Source organism: Pararcticibacter amylolyticus, from assembly GCF_003130405.1.
Lineage (GTDB): Bacteria > Bacteroidota > Bacteroidia > Sphingobacteriales > Sphingobacteriaceae > Arcticibacter > Arcticibacter amylolyticus.
This window is the reverse complement of sequence record NZ_QEAS01000010.1, coordinates 29,695-50,801: the sequence shown is the minus strand read 5'-3', so window position 1 is coordinate 50,801 and position 21,107 is coordinate 29,695. Positions and strand designations below refer to the sequence as shown.

The 21,107-nt window shown below is 44.3% G+C and carries 15 protein-coding genes; all 15 read left to right on the top strand.

Annotated features, from left to right (window positions below; translation table 11 throughout):
* Positions 1-97: 97 nt before the first annotated feature.
* The 15 genes from DDR33_RS12985 to DDR33_RS12915 all read left to right on the top strand — a co-directional run bounded on the left by DDR33_RS12985 (position 98) and on the right by DDR33_RS12915 (position 20,982).
* Entirely contained in the window at positions 98-1,732 is a 1,635-nt protein-coding gene (locus DDR33_RS12985; protein ID WP_109416232.1) for a beta-N-acetylhexosaminidase, read from the top strand.
* Positions 1,733-1,889: 157 nt separating this feature from the next.
* Positions 1,890-4,346 carry an alpha/beta hydrolase-fold protein gene (locus tag DDR33_RS12980; protein WP_109416231.1) on the top strand — a complete coding sequence of 819 codons (2,457 nt, stop codon included), beginning with the start codon at positions 1,890-1,892 and terminating at the stop codon, positions 4,344-4,346.
* A gap of 4 nt (positions 4,347-4,350) precedes the next feature.
* Positions 4,351-5,523 (top strand): alpha/beta hydrolase, encoded by a 1,173-nt coding sequence (locus DDR33_RS12975; RefSeq protein WP_146198760.1) that lies wholly within the window; start codon positions 4,351-4,353, stop codon positions 5,521-5,523.
* Positions 5,523-6,545 (top strand): N(4)-(beta-N-acetylglucosaminyl)-L-asparaginase, encoded by a 1,023-nt coding sequence (locus DDR33_RS12970; protein ID WP_109416229.1) that lies wholly within the window; start codon positions 5,523-5,525, stop codon positions 6,543-6,545. The genes DDR33_RS12975 and DDR33_RS12970 overlap by 1 nt, the downstream gene beginning before the upstream one ends.
* 52 nt (positions 6,546-6,597) lie before the next feature.
* A complete protein-coding gene (locus tag DDR33_RS12965) occupies positions 6,598-7,425 on the top strand; it encodes an alpha/beta fold hydrolase (RefSeq protein ID WP_238387795.1) in 828 nt (275 codons plus the stop codon).
* 5 nt (positions 7,426-7,430) lie between these two features.
* Positions 7,431-8,060, top strand: a complete 630-nt coding sequence (locus DDR33_RS12960; protein ID WP_109416227.1) for a nitrogen regulation protein NR(II) — start codon at positions 7,431-7,433, stop codon at positions 8,058-8,060.
* Positions 8,061-8,086: 26 nt separating this feature from the next.
* Positions 8,087-8,815: a copper homeostasis protein CutC gene (locus DDR33_RS12955; RefSeq protein WP_109416226.1), complete on the top strand. Its 729-nt coding sequence runs from the start codon at positions 8,087-8,089 to the stop codon at positions 8,813-8,815.
* A gap of 115 nt (positions 8,816-8,930) precedes the next feature.
* Entirely contained in the window at positions 8,931-10,115 is a 1,185-nt protein-coding gene (locus DDR33_RS12950) for an ROK family protein (protein WP_109416225.1), read from the top strand.
* 41 nt (positions 10,116-10,156) lie between these two features.
* Positions 10,157-10,747, top strand: a complete 591-nt coding sequence (locus DDR33_RS12945) for an RNA polymerase sigma factor (RefSeq protein WP_109416224.1) — start codon at positions 10,157-10,159, stop codon at positions 10,745-10,747.
* Between the two features lie 125 nt (positions 10,748-10,872).
* Positions 10,873-11,868, top strand: coding sequence for a FecR family protein (locus tag DDR33_RS12940; protein ID WP_109416223.1), 996 nt, complete (start codon positions 10,873-10,875; stop codon positions 11,866-11,868).
* A gap of 11 nt (positions 11,869-11,879) precedes the next feature.
* Complete coding sequence (locus DDR33_RS12935) at positions 11,880-15,575, top strand: SusC/RagA family TonB-linked outer membrane protein (RefSeq protein ID WP_238387794.1); 3,696 nt, start codon at positions 11,880-11,882, stop codon at positions 15,573-15,575.
* Positions 15,576-15,593: 18 nt separating this feature from the next.
* Positions 15,594-17,210, top strand: a complete 1,617-nt coding sequence (locus tag DDR33_RS12930) for a SusD/RagB family nutrient-binding outer membrane lipoprotein (RefSeq protein WP_109416222.1) — start codon at positions 15,594-15,596, stop codon at positions 17,208-17,210.
* Positions 17,211-17,363: 153 nt separating this feature from the next.
* Positions 17,364-18,788 (top strand): alpha-L-fucosidase, encoded by a 1,425-nt coding sequence (locus DDR33_RS12925; RefSeq protein WP_109416221.1) that lies wholly within the window; start codon positions 17,364-17,366, stop codon positions 18,786-18,788.
* A 14-nt stretch (positions 18,789-18,802) separates the two neighbouring features.
* Entirely contained in the window at positions 18,803-19,900 is a 1,098-nt protein-coding gene (locus tag DDR33_RS12920; RefSeq protein WP_109416220.1) for a carbohydrate-binding family 9-like protein, read from the top strand.
* On the top strand, positions 19,897-20,982 hold the full coding sequence (locus DDR33_RS12915; protein WP_109416219.1) for a family 10 glycosylhydrolase: 1,086 nt from the start codon (positions 19,897-19,899) through the stop codon (positions 20,980-20,982). The genes DDR33_RS12920 and DDR33_RS12915 overlap by 4 nt, the downstream gene beginning before the upstream one ends.
* Positions 20,983-21,107 lie beyond the last annotated feature (125 nt).

The window sequence follows — 21,107 nt, the reverse complement described above, 5'->3', positions numbered from 1 at the left end:
TATGAGCGATAAACAGGAAGCTGATGGCCGATGGCTGAATGCTGCTAGCCAAATAATAAGCTGACTGCTAATGGCCAATTGCCGATAACCAATAATTATGAAAAAAAATACACTTTTTGTTATTCTTATGCAGACGTTTTTCTTTAGCGGATTTGCGCAGGTAAGTATCATTCCAAAGCCGGTTAATATGGTAATGGCAGATGGGGGACAGAGTTTAACAATTAATGCGAAGACGCCGGTAACGGTCGCTGAAGCGGCATTGCAGAGTTCAGCGGATTTTCTGAATGATTACCTGGTGCAGTATTATGGGTTCCTGCTTAAAAGCCGGGTGGAGAAGAGCGGGGCAGTTGGTGTCCATTTGAGTATCAAGAAAGACGGAAATCAAACCAGTGGATCTTATTCATTGAGTGTAGATAAAAAGGGGGTGAGAATTCGGGGAAATGATGCTGCGGGAGTGTTTTACGGGGTACAAACTTTAATTCAGCTTCTGCCGTCTGCGAAAAGCACTTCCCTGAGTGTTCCGTTTGTTACGGTTAATGACGCCCCGCGTTTTTCATACAGGGGGATGCACCTGGATGTAGCGCGTCATTTCTTTCCTGTTTCCTTTGTGAAGAAGTATATAGATTATCTGGCTCTCCATAAGTTCAATTATTTCCACTGGCATCTTACTGATGATCAGGGCTGGAGGATTGAAATCAAGAAGTATCCTAAGCTGACACAGGTTGGGGGATACCGCAATGGAACGGTCATCGGGCATTTCCCCGGGACCGGCAACGATAATAAACGTTACGGAGGGTTTTATACGCAGGAAGAGGTGAAGGAAATAGTGAATTATGCAGCTAAGCGTTACATAACAGTTGTGCCGGAGATCGAGATGCCGGGACATGCATCAGCAGCTATCGCGGCTTACCCGGAGCTAAGTTGTTTTCCAAATGAATCTACGAAGTTTCCTCCGAAGACAGTATGGGCGGGTGACACCACAAGGAAGCATGTTCAGCAAACCTGGGGGGTGTTTGAGGACGTGTTTGTCCCGACAGAAAAGACATTTGCTTTTTTGCAGGACGTGATTGATGAAGTTGTTAATCTATTCCCTTCAAAATATATACACATCGGTGGTGATGAATGTCCGAAAGATAACTGGAAACGTTCGGAGTTTTGCCAGCAGCTCATGAAGGAAAAGGGCTTAAAGGATGAGCATGAGCTTCAGAGCTATTTTATCCAAAGGATGGAGAAATATATCAACAACAAGGGAAGAACCATTATCGGATGGGATGAGATTCTTGAAGGTGGGTTGGCTCCGAATGCCATGGTAATGAGCTGGAGAGGCGAGGAAGGCGGAATTGCAGCGGCTAAACAAAGTCACTACGTTATTATGACGCCGGGAAGCCACGTTTATTTTGATCATTCCCAGGTGAAGCAGGATGATTCACTGACTATTGGTGGATATACGACAGTAAGAAAGGTGTATTCTTACGAGCCTGTCCCCCGGCAATTGTCGGCAGCAGAATCAAAGTATGTAATGGGAGCACAGGCAAACGTTTGGTCTGAATATATGGAGTATCCATCTAAGGTAGAGTACCAGGTGTTTCCAAGGATGAGCGCTTTAAGTGAGGTCTTATGGAGCCCGAAGCAAACACGTGACTGGAATGACTTTGAACCGAGACTGCGTGAACAGCTTAAAAGATACGATCTATGGAAGGCCCATTATGGTCCCGTGGTGACAGAGATGTAAGGCGACTTACAATACTGAAGTTGAGTGGCAGGCAGGAGCTGACAGCCGATTGCTGACAACTTAATCATTTTCTGCATAAAGGTGCAATTGAAAGTAAGACGTAAGCAGGAGGATGATAGCCGATTGCCAAAGGCTCAAAACTGATCGCTAACAAACAATGAATATAGATTTTTTTAAATCCGGGATAGCTATGTCCCTGCTTGCCTTGTTAATCCCGGGGATTGCACAGGCGCAGTCCGTGTACCAGTTTAAAGAGGGGCTGATTCTGAAGAAGGTACACAGGTATGGACGGGAAGCATTGTATTCGGATGCGCTTGCTGTGCAAATGTACCGGGGGACTTTGAAGGCTCCCGTTGAAGGAGGGATATTTGGCAGTGATGGCGATGGGACGGTGATGAAATGGGAGAAAAGTGTTGCTGATTCGGCAGGAAGGTTCGGTGGTGCCGGATACTGGGGAAATGGATATCTGTATCTAACTTATCCTTCCGATGGGCCAAAGGTAGCTTTGTTGAACGTTCAGGGGAATAACGCGGTCTATGTGAATGGGGCTATCCATTTCGGCGATCCTTACCAGTCTGGCTGGATGTACATTCCTGTTCAGTTAAAGAAAGGGACGAATGAGTTTTATGTGAGAGGGCAATATTCCTCGGCACGTCTTTTATTTCCATCAAAGCAGATAATGCTGAATGTGGAAGATCCTACGGTTTCGAATATCATCCAGGGAGCTGGTAATAAAAATCTGAAGGCGGCAGTGGTGGTAATTAATACGGGGAGCAGTGATTTAAAAGACCTGTCAATCCGGACAACCGTTGCCGGTAGTGAAGTGTTAAGCAGGCTGCCGGCGGTGAGCGGTATGATGAGCAGGAAGGTTGCATTCTCGTTTGATGCAGGGAACGTACAGTCAACAGGCAAGGTTTTGTGCAGGATTGAATTATTACGGGATGGTAAAGTTATAGATGATAATAAAGTGGAACTGGAATGTGTGTCTTCCACGGATAAATATATGAGCACCTTTGAAAGCGGCATAGACGGAAGTCTTCAATACTATGCTGTATCTCCCCAGGCAGGCGGTGTGGTTAAAGGATCGTCCTTGTTTTTCTCTGTTCATGGAGCAGGAGTTGAAGCCATTGGTCAGGCGAAGGCTTACCAGGCAAAAGACTGGGGCACTCTGGTTGCTCCGACAAACCGCAGACCCCGGGGTTTTAACTGGGAAGACTGGGGACGGCTTGATGCGCTTGAAGTATTGAATATTGCCAGGAGCAGATTTGATCCGGATCCTGACAGGGTTTATCTCACAGGGCATTCTATGGGCGGGCACGGCACCTGGTTCCTCGGAGCGACCTATCCTGGTAACTGGGCTTCCATAGCTCCTTGTGCCGGATATCCCACATTAAAGGGATATGGTTCGGCTGATGGCCTGATCCCCGATCAGGGAGCTTCTGCTATCGAACAAGTATTACTAAGATCCAGCAATCAAAGTGATGTCCCGGCCCTGGCTACCAATTATAAACCTTTTGGAGTCTATATTAATCATGGGGATGCTGATCCCGTTGTGTCTGTAGATTATGCGCGGCAGATGAAGAAGATCCTGGCTGAGTTTCATCCGGATTTCAGCTATTACGAATACCCCGGCGGGAGTCACTGGTACGGCAGTGAGAGTGTGGACTGGAAACCTTTGTTTGAGTTCTTTAAATGGCATAAGAGGCTTGCGGATACAGCTGTGAACATAATCGATTTTAAGACTGCCAGTCCGGGCATCAGTTCAACCTATCGCTGGGCGTCTGTTGTTCAGCAGGAACACCCACTTGAATACAGCAGGCTTATTCTGAAGAGAGATAAAAGTGCGGGCGTGATAAACGGTTCTACTGTTAACGTGAGGGTACTTAAACTGGCACTTTCTGATTTTGGATCCGGGAAGAAGGTTACCGTAGTACTTGATTCTCTTAATGCATTGACCTATACAGCAAAGGGAAGCACAGATACCCTGGTTCTTCGTAAAAGCGGGAATAGCTGGGCTATCAGTGCTGCTGCCTCTCTCAGTGAGAAAGGCCCTCACCGTTACGGAACTTTTAAGGAACCTTTCAGTAAAAAAATGATCTTCGTTTACGGGACCAGAGGCAGCAGGGAGGAAAATGAATGGAGTATCAATAAAGCCCGTTATGATGCTGAGGCCTGGTATTACCGCGGAAACGGAGCTGTTGATGTGATTGCCGATAAAGACTATTCTGAAAGCAGATATGCCGGGCGCAATGTGATCATTTATGGAAATGCTTCGACCAATGGTGCCTACAACAGGCTTCTGAAGGGATGCCCGGTGCAGGTTTCGAGAAATTCGGTGAAGGCCGGAAGTCGTGAATGGAGCGGAGATGATCTGGGGACTTATTTTATCTGGCCGCTAAAGGATACAAATGCGAATTCAGTCGCTGTTATAGGGGGCAGCGGCTTGAAAGGTATGAAAGCGGCGGAGGCTAACCAATATTTCGCCGGTGCGAGCGGGTTTCCGGATTTCATGATCTTTTCACTGGATATGCTTTCAACCGGAGGCAAAGGAGTAAAAGCAGCCGGTTTTTATAACAATGAATGGGCTCTTGGCGAGGATGCAGTGTTTAATTAATTCTATGAATCATATCAAAATAGCGGTATTAGGGATAGTTCTGATCGGATTATCTTCATTCGTGTATGGTCAGAAGAAGATGCCTGAAAAAGCTTTAAGCAGAAAACAAGCTGAGGAAATCAGTCAGTCTGTGTGGCTGGATTGCCTGAAAGAGATCAGGACTCAACTGAAGCAGGAATGGGAGGCAGGAGAAATCCGGTCAGGCGCCCGCATTATGAAATTTAAGTACAGGATATCGGGAGAAAAACCTGCTGATGGAAGGAGCCTGTATATATCTATGCACGGAGGAGGAAATGCGACAAAAGAGCTGAACGATCAGCAATGGAATAACCAGATTAAGCTTTATTCACCAGCGGAAGGTGTATATCTGGCTCCGCGGGCGCCGACCAACACATGGAATTTGTGGCATGAGGCTCATATCGACACTTTATTTGACAGGGTGATAGAGGCTGCGATGGCCTTTCAGGATGTAAATCCTAACAAGGTGTATCTAATGGGATATTCTGCGGGAGGAGACGGAGTTTACCAGCTTGCTCCTAGGATGGCAGATCGCTGGGCTGCGGCTTCGATGATGGCCGGACATCCGAACGAAACATCCCCGTTAGGGTTAAGAAATATCGGGTTTTCACTTCATATGGGGGCACTGGACAGTGCTTACAACCGGAATGGGATTGCCCGGAAGTGGGCAGTGATGCTCGATAGCTTAAGTGCGTCAGATCCCGGCGGATACAGGCATCATGTGCAATTACACGAAGGCCGGGGGCACTGGATGAACCGGGAGGATTCTGTCGCTGTAAAATGGATGTCTGAATTCAGAAGAAATGCCTTGCCTGATAAGATTGTCTGGAAGCAGGATGATGTTCATCATTCAGACTTTTACTGGCTTTTCGTTCCGGAAAAAAGTGTTAAAACAGGAGGGCTGATCGTTGCCTCGCGAAATGGTAACGAAATCAGGATTGATCAGAGTTCTAGTGATACACTGGTTGTACGGTTAAATGATAAGATGACTGATCTTGATAAGCCGGTTAAAGTGAACTACCTTGGAAAAGAGATCTTCCGGGGGAAGCTGAAACGGCTGGCCTCTGTTATCCGGAAAACGGCAGGGGAGAGAAAAGATCCGGATCTTATATTTTCAGCTGAGATTGTTATTGTAAACGGAAAGGTAACAGATATATAATGAAATATAACCGCAGGAAGTTTATAGGGCTGTCGGCGCTTGGGATTCCACTTTTGTCGGGTGCAGATCTTCTGGCTGGGGCCAGGAGTATTAAAAATATGGGATCAGGTGGTCCGATAGTGATCTCAACATGGGACTTTGGCGTTGCTGCTAATGCAGAGGCATGGAAAGTGCTGAAAGAAGGAGGCCGGTCTCTTGATGCAGTTGAACAGGGCGTATGGGTACCGGAGGCAGATCCAGCGAATCAAACAGTAGGCCTCGGAGGCTTTCCGGACCGGGATGGGAAAGTTACACTGGATGCCTGCATCATGGATGAGAAGGGGAATTGCGGAAGTGTTGCTGCGCTTGAACACATCGTTCATCCCATATCAGTAGCCAGAAGGGTGATGGAGAAGACACCGCATGTGATGCTGGTAGGAGAAGGTGCATTGCAATTTGCCCTTGAACAGGGATTTAAGAAGGAAGATCTTCTCACTCCCCAATCGGAAAAGGCCTGGAAAGAATGGTTGAAAACGTCTCAGTACAAGCCTGTTATCAATATCGAAAATAAATCATTCGCTCCGAGGAAACTGCCTGGTAATCAATATAATCATGATACGATCGGTATGCTGGCACTTGACTCGAAAGGAAATCTCTCCGGAGCCTGTACAACCAGTGGTATGGCGTTTAAGCTGCGCGGGAGAGTTGGAGATTCTCCAATTATAGGTGCTGGCCTTTATGTAGATAACGAAGTAGGCGCTGCGACATCCACGGGAGTTGGGGAAGAAGTGATCCGGAATGTGGGCAGCTTTCTGGTGGTTGAACTCATGCGGCAGGGCTATAGGCCAGAGGAAGCATGTAAGGAGGCGGTAATGAGGATTATCAGGAAAAAGCCTGAAACAGCAAAAGAAATCCAGGTAGGCTTTCTTGCTTTGAATAAAAAAGGCGAATACGGAGCTTACGCTATACAGAAAGGATTTTCGTTTGCGGTTTGTGATGTTAATAAGCAGGATTTAATTATAAAGGGTAGGAGCTACTACTAGAATAATTGCGTAAATAACAAAAAAAACTTATGTTAGCTTTTATCGTATACGTTTGATACAATTTGAGCTGACGGGTTTTATGGTCGATGTAATTAAAAGAAATAACGTAAGGGTGATCGGAGAAGGGACCCGGACAATGGTTCTGGCTCATGGCTTTGGATGTGACCAGAATGTTTGGCGGTACCTTATCAATGCATTCAAAACCCGCTTCCGTCTTGTTCTGTTTGATTACGTTGGCGCCGGTCAATCTGACCTGGATGCTTACAATCCTGTCAGATATAATTCGCTGGATGGCTATGCGAAAGACATTATAGAGATCCTGGACGCCCTGAATATAAAGGCTACCGTGTTCGTGGGACATTCCGTAAGCAGCATGATCGGACTCCGCGCTTCTATTATGCGCCCCGAACTTTTTGAAAGCCTCATATTTGTGACACCATCTCCCTGTTATATAAATGAAGATGATTATACCGGAGGGATAAGTAAGGAAGATCTGGAAGCTCTTTTGGATATGATGGACAGTAACTACCTGGGGTGGTCGGGCACAATGGCGCCGCTTATCATGGGAAATCCTGAAAAACCTGAGCTTTCTGAAGAGCTCAATTCTAATTTCTGTGCGACGGACCCGGAAATCGCCAGAGAGTTTGCACGTGTTACTTTCCTTTCTGATAACCGGAAGGACCTCAAGAATGTGGTTGTGCCGAGCCTGACACTCCAATGTGTTGAGGATATTCTGGCACCAGTTGCGGTTGGGCATTATATTGAGAAGAATACTCCTGGAAATACACTCTACGTTATGAATGCCAGCGGACACTGTCCTCATCTGAGTGCACCCGAGGAAACCGTTGAGGCTATCAGTGCATATCTGGGAATAAATTAATCAGGATGAGTGAGGGCGACGAAATCATAGATTTTAAGCAGTTATACCATCAGTCGCCCTGCGGATTGGTATCCTATGCCCTTAAAGGAGGGCGGATCCTTCATGCCAACAAGACCTTGCTTGGCTGGCTTGATGTGACTGAGCATGAGATAAGGGGGATACATTTTACTGAACTGCTTGACCGGGGCGGGCGTCTTTATTACCAGTTATTTGTTTATCCCCTGCTCCGTGTGGAGCAGGAAGCAAAAGAAATAAGTTTTCAGATTATTACAGAGAAGACAGGCTTTGCCTGTTTATTTAGCGCCAGAGCTTGTTTGCATCCGGGAATGCAGGATCCTATCGTTCATGCTACCATCTATAAGGTAGAAGACCGGAAAAAATATGAGGCGGAATTACTGAAAAGGAAAACGTTAGCAGAAGAAGAGAGACAGAAGAAAGAGGACGCACTGGATGAAGTCGCGTTCTACCAGTCGCATCTTGTCCGCGCACCGTTAGCAAATATATTAGGGCTGGTTGAGATTCTGGAACATGGGCGTAATGATCAGGACATCAGGAGCATTATTGCCTTATTAAAGGAAAGTACCGGCCAGCTTGATAATGTGATCAAGAAGATTGTCAATAAGGCGAGAACCTAAGCCAGATAACCTGTTGTTTCTTATTTATGAGCTATAAACTTGAAATTTGTGCTAATTCGATCGAATCGGCTTTAGCTGCCCAGAAGGGTGGAGCAGACCGGATTGAATTGTGTGATAATATGGCGGAGGGAGGAACAACTCCTTCTTACGGCCTTATTAAAAGATGTATCGATCTGCTGAATATTCCCGTTTTTCCTATTATTCGTCCGCGCGGAGGCGGATTCGTTTATACGGATGAGGAATTTGAGGTAATGAAGGAGGAGATTGGGATTTGTAAAGCACTGGGTTGTAAAGGGGTAGTTTTGGGAGTGCTTGACACTGACAGTTGTGTTGACATGGAAAGATGCACTGAACTGATTACCCTGGCCCGCCCAATGGAAGTAACGTTCCATCGCGCTTTTGATTGTAGTAAGGATCAGCGTGAGGCACTGGAGGATATTATATCACTTGGTTGTGAAAGGGTGCTTACTTCCGGAGGTGAAACTTCTGCTTATGAAGGAAGAGATAAAATAAGGCGACTGGTTGAGCAGGCGGATGGACGGATCATTGTGATGGCTGGCGCGGGGGTGAATGTAGCAAACGTAGTGTCTGTAGCTAAAGAAAGCAGGGCAAATGAGCTTCATAGTACAGCGAAAGTACTAAAGGGTGAAGGTGGTGAATTTAAAATAAAGTCAATAATTTCATCTGAATTTTATCAAACATCCAGTGATCTGGTTGAAGAGATGAGAAAATTGTTAATGAAAGCGTCTGTGTAATGCTGTTTTATTGGCATCCACTTGTTGTTTTATTATAAAACCTTGCTAAACTTTTATAAAAAATTAAAAAGTTCTTGATTGTTTGTGAAATTAAAGTTAAGTTTACTTTAATTATATGACCAGCGACGTTAAGAATAAACAATTAAGGGCTGATATACTTCGTAACGTATATTATAAAGATTGTTTATCGCTTACTGAACTCAGCAAACTAACCAATAAAAGTCTTCCTTTAATAACAGCTACGGTAAGTGAATTGATTCAGGATGGCTTTCTGGCAGAGCATGGTCTTGCTCCTTCAACCGGCGGGCGGAGGCCAGCTGTATTCCTCTTTAACAGAGAGAAGCCCAGGTATATTGTCTCTGTGGCAATGGATCAGCTTTTGACGCGTATCGCTATATACGATCTGTTTAAGAACTGTGTCTACCCTGTACAGCAGATGGAACTAAATCCATTTGAGGACGGGGACGGCCTGGATAAACTGATCTCATTTATCAAGAGCCATATAAAGGCTTCCGGCCTGTCTCAAAAAGAGATCCTGGGTGCTGGGATCGGGATGCCGGGCTTTGTAAATTCAGAAAAGGGGATTAACGAATCGTTTTTTTATACAGAGAGGATTAGCTTAAGACAATATCTGTCGGATGAAACCGGTCTCCCTGTATTTATAGATAATGATTCCAGCCTGGTTGCCCTTGCAGAACACAGATTTGGAGCAGGTGCGGGCATCAAAGAGCTCTTAGTTGTCAATATTGGATGGGGAACAGGTTTGGGAATGATCGTTAACGGACGCCCATTCAAAGGCTATAGCGGATATGCAGGCGAATTTAGTCATATTCCGCTGTCGCAAACCAACAACCTTTGCTCCTGTGGAAAACGTGGTTGCCTGGAAGTTGAAACTTCGCTTCTTGCGATGATAGAAAAAGCAAGGACAGCCATGGCTTCAGGGGCGGATTCAGTTCTTAAGCGATATTCTGAAGATTCTGCCAGGATTAGCGGAGAGCAGTTTCTCGAAGCTGCCAGAAAGGGAGATCCCCTCGCTTTATCAGTTTTGGCCGAGTCCGGATATCTTCTGGGAAAGGGCATTTCTACATTGATTCATATTATGAATCCTGAAAGGATTGTTTTAAGCGGCCGCGGAGCTGTAGCAGGTAAAATGTTCCTGCCTGTGATTCAACAAGCTATAAATGAATTTTGTATACCCAAAATTGCTGAACAGACTACTATAGTGGTTTCGGAACTCGCTCACGAAGCAGAATTAGTTGGTGCAGCAGGACTTGTAATTGATAATTGCGATTTTCAGTAAGGTGCTGATTTACGGTTTGAAATCTAACTAACGATCAAGTTATGAAATTGATTAATGAAGAACATTTGCTGATTTCGCTGAAAGCGGGAGAAGCCTTTGCATTTGACAGGATCTATACCACTTATAGCAAAATGCTTTATACCTATCTGTATGCAAGACTGGATGATCAGGATCTTTGCAGCGATATTCTTCAGGATGTTTTCATATCGCTCTGGGAAAAAAGAGAAACAATTCGGATTGAAGCATCTTTAAAGTCTTATCTTTTCCAGGCCATCAAATATAAAATAACCGATCAGTACAGGAGAAATTACAAGTATCAGAAATACCTGACCGAACTTGGCGATTACGTGAATACCCATTTTACCGCCCCGGTTGATAATATTGATCAAAAGAACCAGTTAAAAGGGGTTATGCATACCATCGACGGTTTTCCCTGCAGGATGAAAGAAATATTTATTCTTAGCAGGTTTGAGCATCTTTCGGTAAATTCAATAGCTGAGAAGTTATCGATTTCGCCTCAAACAGTAAAAAACCAACTTACCAAGGCCCTCAGTATTCTGAGGGAACATCATGCAGAAACTTACCTGACTAACATGACTATATTGATGTTTCTTTTTGAAAAACTTAAGTAGCATCCTTTTTACTGTGCGCTGCTGAATTCTACCATTTCCATTACTGCCTTTTTATGAAAAAAAATTTACCGTTGAAATAGTACCGGGTTCGCTTATCTGCGACTTCACTTTTAAATCTTAATAAATTGGATATTAATCAGATCAAAGAGTTGCTGAAGAAGTACCAGGAGGGTCGGGTCAATGACGAGGAGCGTGTATTGATCGATGAATGGCTGGATAAAGACCCGGTATTTTTGAATAAGGATGTTATTGAGGATGACGATACTGAAGAGCGGCTTAAACAAATAAAGTCGGGGATTGACCGTCACGTAAAGAGCAGGCGGATCAACCTGAGGCGACTTTTAAGCGTGGCGGCCGTGTTCCTGGTTTTTGCCGGTGCAGGAGCGTTTTTTCTTTACAGCAGTCTGGTTGAAAACCGGATCGGGCCTGGTGTAAAACTTGCTGTTACAAAAACAGAAAAGGGCGGATGGGTTATAATAACGACACCAAAGGGGCTTACTCATTCATTTACCCTGCCAGACGGCAGCCCGGTTGCACTTAATGCTTCCAGTGTCATCAGGTATCCTTCCCGGTTTGACGGACCAGTGCGCCCGGTGTATCTGGACGAGGGAGAAGCTTATTTTTCAGTTGCAAGCGACCGGAGGAAACCTTTTACTGTATATACAGCCGGGTGTGCCACAACTGCACTGGGCACCTCATTCGATGTCAGGAACTATCAGAAGGAACACAAAGTCACAGTGGCCCTAGTGGAAGGAAAGGTGAGGGTAGACAACCTGCATTCTCCCGGAGCTGCATCGAAATCAAGTTTTCTTGAGCCTCATGAACAGGTTGTGCTGAGAAAAGGTTCAGCACAAGTTCAGAATAAAACATTTTCAGATCCCCTTGTAGTAAACGGCTGGAGGAAAGGCGTATTGAGCTTTGATAATGCATCTGCCGAGGAGGTGATTACCAGTATAGAAAACCGCTTTAATGTGACCATTGAGAATAAAAGCAGTATCAAGGACTGGAAGTATACCGGCATGTTCCGGGAGGAAGGCTTAACAGAAGTACTGGAGACAATTTGCCTGACAGAGGGTGTAACATATAAAGTGATATCAAAAGATTCCATTCAAATCAACTAAAAATCATGTGTATGAAAATTAATTTACTCACAAGACAATGCGCCGGCAGAGTGATGGCCCTCCTTTCACTGTGGTCGTTTGCGTATGCAGTGCCGGCGTCAGCCAGTGCTGGAAAATGGGCTGATTCAACCAAGGTCAGTGTGGATGTGGAGAATTCTCCCGTAGAGAATGTACTCGCTTCTATAGGGACTAAGACGGGAATGAAGGTACATTATGATCGCTCTGTTTTGAAGAACAGCAACCGTGTATCGTTAAATGTGAAGAATGCTCCTGTTAATTCTCTTCTGAACGAGATTACAGAACAGACAGGATTGCAGTTTGCGGTGCTGAAAGACAAATTGATCGTGGAGGGTGGAGCTGCAAAGCAGGTTTCGGTCAAGGGGACGGTTAAAGATGCACAGGGGCAGCCTCTTCCTGGAGTAAGTGTGATTATTAAAGGAACAACAAAGGGGACCTCGACCGGGCCTCAGGGCACATTTACGATTTCAGCACAGCCAACCGATATACTGGTGTTCTCGTTTGTTGGATTTCAAAAGCAGGAAGTCACTGTTGGAAGCAGAACGACGCTTAATGTGGTGCTGAAGGAAGACGCGACGGCGTTGAGTGAGGTGGTTGTTACATCTTTGGGTATCCAAAGGCAGCAGAAATCCCTGGGATATGCGGTAAGTACAGTGTCTTCAAAGGAGATCACCCAGGCCGGCAATACCAATTTTGCATCTGCTTTATATGGAAAAGCGGCAGGGGTAAAAATTACAACTGCACCTGGCGGAGCAAGCAGTGCTGTGAATGTGCAGATAAGAGGGATTAATTCTTTGAATTTTAATACGCAGCCTTTGTATGTGGTTGATGGGGTGATGATCAGAAATGCTGAGGAAAAGAATGTTAATCCAAAAGGTGGAGAGATCGGCCTAAATAATGGTGGTTACTGGGATGATCAAAGAATTCGGGGTAACGGTATCCTGGATATTAATCCAAACGATATTGAAAGTCTGACAGTACTTAAAGGTGCTAGTGCTACGGCCCTTTATGGATCCGATGCTGCCAGCGGGGTAATTGTGATTACTACCAAAAAAGGTTCAAAGGAGAGAGGTTTCGGTGTTGATTTTAATTATGTTGGAAACGTCGAAAAAGTAGCTTTTACCCCCAGATTTCAAAATGAGTATGGTCCTGGTTATGATATGGAGACCCGGGTTGCGAATAACACAAACGAGGAAGGGATGTTACCAGTTCCCGGTCCAAATGGAACAGTTGTCGGTTACCGGCCCTGGTTCAGCGCATGGGCAAATTTTGGGCCTAAACTAGATGGCAGAATGATTACGTGGTGGGACGGCGTGGAAAGGCCCCTGTCTCCCCAGCCAGATAACTATAAAGACATTTTCAGGACAGGGTTTAACTCCAATTTAAATGTCGCTGTTTCAAACCAAACAGATAAGGTAAATTATAGATTCTCAGCGTCCCGTAACGATTACAAAGGCATTCAGAGAGGTGGCAAGTATGCTAAAAATACGTTTAATCTGAACAGTAGCCTTAAATTAAGTGATAAGATCAGCACGGATGTGATTGTAAGTTATGTTAACACTCAGGTTCATAACAGGCCATATCAAATTAACAGGCTTACGGCTTCTTATGATGGGTTCTTTAATCGTTCCGATGATATGAATCTATTTCTTCAGAAGTATCAGACTTCGGAAGGATATAAATGGGTTGGCCCGTCAGATTCTCAAAGAAACCCGCAGGAAGCTTTTCTTTATAATACGAAGCCAGAAATCTTAAATTTCTTTTGGAATCAGCTAAAAAATAATGAAGATGAGGATGAGGATCGTTTCTTATCCACCGTAACTTTAAATTGGGAGTTGGTGAAGAACCTGAAATTCAGAGGAAGAGTCGGGAATGATTTTACTACCCGGGCGATTCAAAAAGAAGAGTTCAACGAATATCCTATTGCTTTCAACGGGACTAGTTCAAGTACCGGAAATTTCAGTGTATCGAAGGGGCGCTATTCAGTATTCTATGGAGATGCCTTGTTAACCTATTCAAATAAGCTGTTCTCTGATTTAGATTTTACCGTAAGTGGTGGGTTCCAGGGCAGAGATGAAAACTACCGGGATCAATTCTCTGGCACTCAGGCTGGACTTGTTACGGCAAACTGGTTCACTTTGAACAATTCATACGGAATTCTGTCTACCACAGCCACGCGTGCATCATTACTGAAGTATGCTTATCTTGGTATACTAAATCTTAGTTTTAAAGATTATTTATTTCTTGAAGGGACTGCAAGGCAGGAGTATGCATCTTCGCTGCCCCCTGCGAACAACCACTACTTTTATCCTTCCGTAAATGCAGGCTTTGTTTTTAGTGATGCTTTTAAATTGCCAGACTTTATGAGTTACGGAAAACTAAGAGCATCTTACGGAATCGTAGGCAACGCTCCACCAATGTACCGTGCGAACATTCTTTACAATCAGATCTCGCTTCAATCTGTCAATGGTTCTGTTCCTTCTCTTACACTACCATCTAAATGGGGTAATAATCAGTTGGAACCAGAAAAGAAATACGAAATGGAGTTCGGTCTGGAGAGTAAGTTTATGAATGACCGGATTGGGGTGGATTTAAGCGTATATAACAGTCGCGTTAAAAAAGTGATCATGGACTTGAACACAGCTCCGACAATAGGAGCAACAAGTCAGATTGTTAATGCCGGTGAAATAAGGAGCAGTGGGATCGAGATTGCACTTAACGCAACTCCCGTTAGCGGAAAGTTCAGATGGGATACACGCTTTAACTATGCATTTAACAAATCTAAAGTTGAATCTTTAGCACCGGGAATTGAACGTTTATCTTTCTACGACGCTGATCAGAGTGCGATAAGGATATTTGCCGAGCCGGGACAAGAAATTGGAAATATTTATGTTTATCCATTGAAGGCAGACGCTTCCGGGACTCCTGTGATCAATAGTTTAGGATATTATACTATCGATAAGACACAGTATAAAAAAGCAGGTAATATTATGCCGAAAGCTGTAGGCGGTTTTTCAAATACGTTGTCTTTCAAGAATGTTTCACTCGACTTTATGATTGATTACAGGTTCGGGGGAAAAATGATCTCTACGCCATTAAAATATGCGCTTAGTGCTGGACTGTATGAGAATTCTATGCAATACAGGGATGAAGCTCATGGAGGTTTGCCTTATTATGTCAGGCAGGAGCAAGAAAGGGACGAAAATGGCGTGCCCAGGGTTGACGGAAATGGCCAGCCTGTGATGAAAGATATCAAAACACTTCTTCCTACTCATAATGCTTCAGCGCCTAATGGAACAACAGTATACCACGATGGGGTTATCATTCCGGGAGTGACAGAAAACGGAGAAGAAAACAAGGTTGTTGTGGATGCTGCGGGTTATTATATTAACAGCTTCTACTGGGGTAGCGATGCATACAACGAGAGAGGAGCGATTTATAAGAACAATTACATTAAATTACGGGAAGTAACTCTGAGTTTTCGTTTACCATCATCTATATCTAATAAGATGAAGGTTAGTAATATGAGGATTTCTTTAATTGGCCGTAATTTGTTCTATTTACACAGAACACTTAAAGATCTCGATCCGGAAGCTCCTATAGGATCGCAATGGTATCGTCAGGGAATTGACGAAGGGTCGAGTGCATCCACCCGCAGCTTTGGATTTACAATTAATGCAAATTTTTAAGAGATTAAAATTTAGGCAATGAAGACACTTATAATCAAAATATCATTTCTAGGACTGATGCTAATAACTGTCCTGGGATGTGAAAATGAATTGGAAGAGCGATATAATAATCCCGAACAGAGCTCCGTCCCTTCGATTCCCGGGTACTTTACCGCTTTGATCAACAACAACCGTGTAAGGCCGTCGTATTATGAATTCAGGACCTTTTTGTTTCAGCATGCTTCGGTATATAGTCAAACGATTGCTTTTCCAAGAGGAATGAATACTTATCTCCAAGATGATAAATATAGCGGAGAAAGATGGAGAGATTTCTATTCAGTGACATATAATGACGAAAATAAGGATGGTACGGGTATCCTGGCAATCTATCGTCAGATGGAGAAATCATTTAACGAGTTGCCCGAGGCTGAAAAAGCAAACAATGAAGTGTTCATGCATGCCGCTCGTGTGTTTGTTTATGATCAGGCATCCCAAATGGTTGATATGTGGGGCGATATTCCGTTTTCTGAGACGGGCAGCCTGATAGAGAACAGCACTATTTCTAATCCTAAATTCGATGATGCAAAAGAGCTTTATAGTTTATTCCTGAATGAATTGAAGAATGAAGCTACTTATTTTGCCACCGCCTCTTTGTCGACAGTGGCTTCTTCAGGATTCAAGAAGCAGGATATAATTATAAAAGGAGATATGCCGATGTGGAGGAAATATGCAAATTCCATCCGGCTCAGACTGTTAATGAGGATATCTTTTTCTGATGAGTCGACTGCAAGACAGCAAGTTATGGAAATGCTTGGAAGTCCTGGAGATTTTCCAATTATCGACGGAGATAACTCTGGAAGTTATAATCCCGTAACTAAGGATGTGTTGCTAGCACAATTGACAACTAATAATAAAAATCTAAACAGTGCTCTTTTTGAGATTGCCAGCTATTACGCTCCGGATTATATGCTTAATACAGTTATGCTGCCGGCAAATGATCCACGCATCCCTGTGATGTTCGATAAATTTGGGGAAACAGTACAGAATAAATTTGTTCCGAATGCAGAATACCGTGCAATGCCGGTTTCGTTTACTTCAGAAGAGCAGACTGCAAATTTTAGAAAGTACTCAATTGTTGACTCTTCTACGTTTATGAATAACCTGCAACTGCCTGGAATCCTGTTCACAGCGTCTGAAGGTAATTTTCTTAAGTCAGAGGCTTTTGAGCGTTGGGGCGGTGGAGATGCTCAGGTTACATATGAAACAGCTGTCAGGCAGTCAGTTGTATTCTATTATTATCTTAACAGTTTGGGCAACGGTCCCAAAGCTCCCCTAGAAAAACCAACGGAATCAGAGATTTCGAGTTTTCTGAGCAAGCCAACCATCGCGTATACGGGCACGAGTGAACAAAAACTGGCAAAGACCTGGACTCAAAAGTGGCTGCATTTCGGGTTCCTGCAGTCCGTGCAGGCTTGGGCAGAATACAGGCGTACCAAGTATCCTCAGTTAACTTTTCCTAATGCAACACGTGCTGGTTATGAGCGGCCTCCTTCCCGCCTTACCTATCCCAGTGTTGAACAAACGTACAATAGTTCTTATGAGGCTGTGAGATCGAAGGATGTCCGGACAAATAAGATTTTCTGGGATGTAAGATAATTGATGATCTTAAGTTGAGGCTGTCGGGTAACGACAGCCTCTTTTTTGCAGAAGCGTAACATAACTTCTTATTGGTTTTAGCACTTTTATAACATTAAGTCGTTATTTTTATCCTGCTAAACCGATAAACTTTTATTTGCTAAGATTACTCTTATGGTGAGATCCTTTTTCTTTCTTATATTATTTTTTCTTCCCTTTCATCTGCTGCATGCTCAACCGAACGTTCATCCTCAATCAAACGAATATGAGTGGCCCTCAGACCCTGCTGTCAAAAAAAAGCTTGATAAGTGGCAGGATCGGAAGTTTGGGATGATCATTCACTGGGGGCTCTATGCGGTACCGGGAATGATCGAGTCATGGGCGTTGTGTTCTGAGGACTGGATAGAACGGGATAGTACCCAGTCTTATGATGACTTTAAAAAATGGTATTGGGGATTGAGCAGGAAATTCGATCCTGTGAAGTTTAATCCGGAGCAATGGGCAAAGGCCGGAAAGGATGCTGGGATGAAGTACCTTGTGTTTACAACCAAACATCACGATGGCTTCTGCATGTTTGATACGAAGCAGACGGATTTTAGTATTGCAAAGGGGCCGTTCGCGGGAAATGCCCGTGCTGATGTAGCTAAGTATGTATTTGATGCGTTCAGGAAACAGGATTTTATGATAGGGGCATACTTTTCCAAACCCGACTGGCATACTGAATATTACTGGTGGCCTAAGTATGCAACTCCTGACCGGAACAATAATTATGATATCCGGAAACATCCGTGGAGATGGAATAAATACAAAGAGTATACATTTAACCAGGTTGGCGAACTGATGCATCATTACGGGCCGGTAGATATTCTTTGGCTGGACGGTGGATGGGTGAGACCGCTGGAGACAGTGAATGAAGAAGTTCGTTCATGGGGGGCTGCCATACCTGCATGGAGCCAGGATATTGATATGCCCAAGATCGCATCAATGGCCAGGAGTGCTCAGCCGGGAATACTGATTGTTGACAGGACGGTTCACGGCCCTTACGAAAATTATCAGACGCCCGAACAACGGATTCCTGAGAAGCAGATCGGGCATCCCTGGGAGAGTTGTATGACATTGGGTAATGCCTGGGGATATGTGGCAAATGATCAGTATAAATCAGCTTCCCAGGTTATTCATTCTCTTATTGAGATAGTTGCCAAGGGGGGGAGTCTCCTTCTTGGGGTTGGCCCCGGGGCTGATGGTACGATCCCTTCAGAAGCCGTACGTCGTCTTGAGGAAATCGGAAAGTGGACATCACTTAATGGAGAAGCTATCTATAATACAAGGATAACCAGAAACTATAATGACGGGGATGCCTGGTTTACTCAAAGCAAAGACGGGAAAAAGTGTTTTGCAATGGTTTGCCTGAAAGAGGGTGCTGCTATGCCAGGGAAAGTTTCGTGGAAGGGAAACATTCCAAAGAAGGGGAGCAGGATGGTCCTCCTGGAAACTGGAAAAGCTGTAAAGTGGAATACGGACGGCAGTGCGGTGAATGTAAGTCTTCCTGCATCGTTAAAGGCAAGTCCTGCTCTTGCTTTTTCATTTGACGTAAACTAACGGTGCACTAAAAAATGGTAAAAAGGTATACATGTGTTTGGGCTTTATCAATCCTCCTGTGCTGTTCTGCGATGGGTCAGACCTCGTTCAAAGGGCTGGAGCATTTGTTTACAGAGCCCAGGCATTATATGTGCTATTATTCTTCGTTATCACCGGTTATAGACGGAGATATTGAAGAAGATGTCTGGAGTAATGCTGCCTGGACTGATTTTTTTAAAGATATAGAAGGAGATAAGAAACCTGACCCTTATCTGAAAACCAGAGTGAAAATGCTGTGGAATGACAGTTGCCTCTTTATTGCAGCGGAGCTTGAAGAACCTCATGTTTGGGCAAATCTCTCTAAACGTGATCAGGTGATCTTTCATGATAATGATTTTGAAATATTTATTGATCCTGATAATAATACACATCAGTATTTTGAGATTGAGGTAAATGCGCTGAACACCATTTTCGACTTGTTCCTGTCCAAGCCCTACAGAAACAACTCAGGTGCGCTTATCAGCTGGGATGCGCCAGGCTTAAAGTCAGCAGTGAGAGTTTCAGGTACCATTAACCAGCCGGATGATACAGATAAGGGATGGACGGTTGAAATGGCAATTCCATTTAAAGCGGTAACTATCGGGAATGAAACAAGGGTTCCGGAAGAGGGTGATTTATGGCGCGTTAATTTTTCCAGGGTTGAATGGGATTGCGACGTTAAGAATGGAAAATACAGGAAGAAGAGGGGGGGGGACGGAAGAGAGCTTTCAGAACATAATTGGGTATGGTCGCCACAGGGGATTGTCAATATGCACTATCCTGAACGCTGGGGCTACGTTCAGTTTAGCAGGGGGAAAGGATCTTCTTTCAGTTTACCTTACGGTGAACGGCAGAGACGTTATTTATGGCTGGCTTACTACCGTCAAAGAGCGTATTTTGAAAAAAACAGAAGATATGCACCTACGCTGAAGGACTTAGGGATCCATCCTGATTTTTGGCTTGGTGATAAACTTAACAGATTGACGATGACTGCTTCCACGAGACAGTTTTGCGTGTCGGTAGATTCAGAAGGTAGTGAAAGTATTGAGATAAACGAGGATGGCCTGGTGCAGGTAATAAAAACGAGACAATGACAAGCAGGAGAAAATTTATTATAGCCGGTTGTGTTGCAGGAGTAACGGCAGGTTTAAAACCTTCCTCTGTTCTGGCTGTGCCTGTTCCTTCGGGTAACGGGTGGAAACACTGGGTCTGGACAAATCCTGACAAGAAAGAAAAAGAGACGGATCTTAGAAACCGTTATAAGAAATATTATAAAGCGGGAATCAGGGGAATCTTTTTTGAGGCTGACAGCGAACTGCATTTCAGGGCGGCTAAGGCAGAAGGGCTCGAGGCCCACAGATGGATGTGGACGATGAACAGGGGTGAAAAGTCATTGCTGGAATCTCATCCCGAATGGTACGCTGTCAACAGGAAAGGAGAATCGTGTGCTGATAAGCCTCCTTATGTCGACTATTACCGCTGGCTCTGTCCCTCGAAACCGGAGGTGAAGCAGTATCTCACTGACGATGTAAAATCTATCCTGAGCAAAGATTACGTTGATGGGATCCATCTTGATTATGTGAGGTTTTGTGATGTTATTCTTCCTGTTAATTTATGGGATAACTATCATATTGAGCAGACCCGTGAGCTTCCTGAGTATGATTATTGCTATTGCGATGCCTGCCGGGACAAATTTAGGTCATGGCGGGGGATTTCAATCGATGATGTCCGGTATCCGGAGGCAAGTCTGTCCTGGCGGGAGTTCAGGTATCATGCGGTTACAGATATCGTTAGTGAAATATCAAAGGTTGCTTCTTCTTTTAGGAAACCGCTTACGGCCGCCGTATTTCCAACTCCTGAGGTTGCCCGGAGAAATGTGAGACAGGACTGGACTAACTGGAAACTAAATGGGGTTTGCCCGATGATCTATCACTGTTTTTATAGGGAGAATGTGGCTTGGATAGGGAATGCTGTGGCGGAGGGGGTGAACTGGTTAAACGGAAAGTTTCCTCTCTATGCCGGGTTGTTTATTCCGGACTTTAAAGGTTTGGAAGAAATGCAGAAGGGGATAGAACTGGCTCTTAGCCGGGGCGCCCGCGGGGTCTCTTTGTTCGGTGATGTTAATGATGACGTGCTCGCTTGCCTGGCTAAGGCTTCGGCAAATGTAAGAGCTTGATAATTAGTTCGGGCTGTGGAAAAAGGATTTGTTTTTTTGGAATTAGTGATGCGATTAATGTTTAATTTTACTCTTGCTAAATCGTTATAATTAATGCGATGCAGAAGGTACGTTAGTGTATTCCA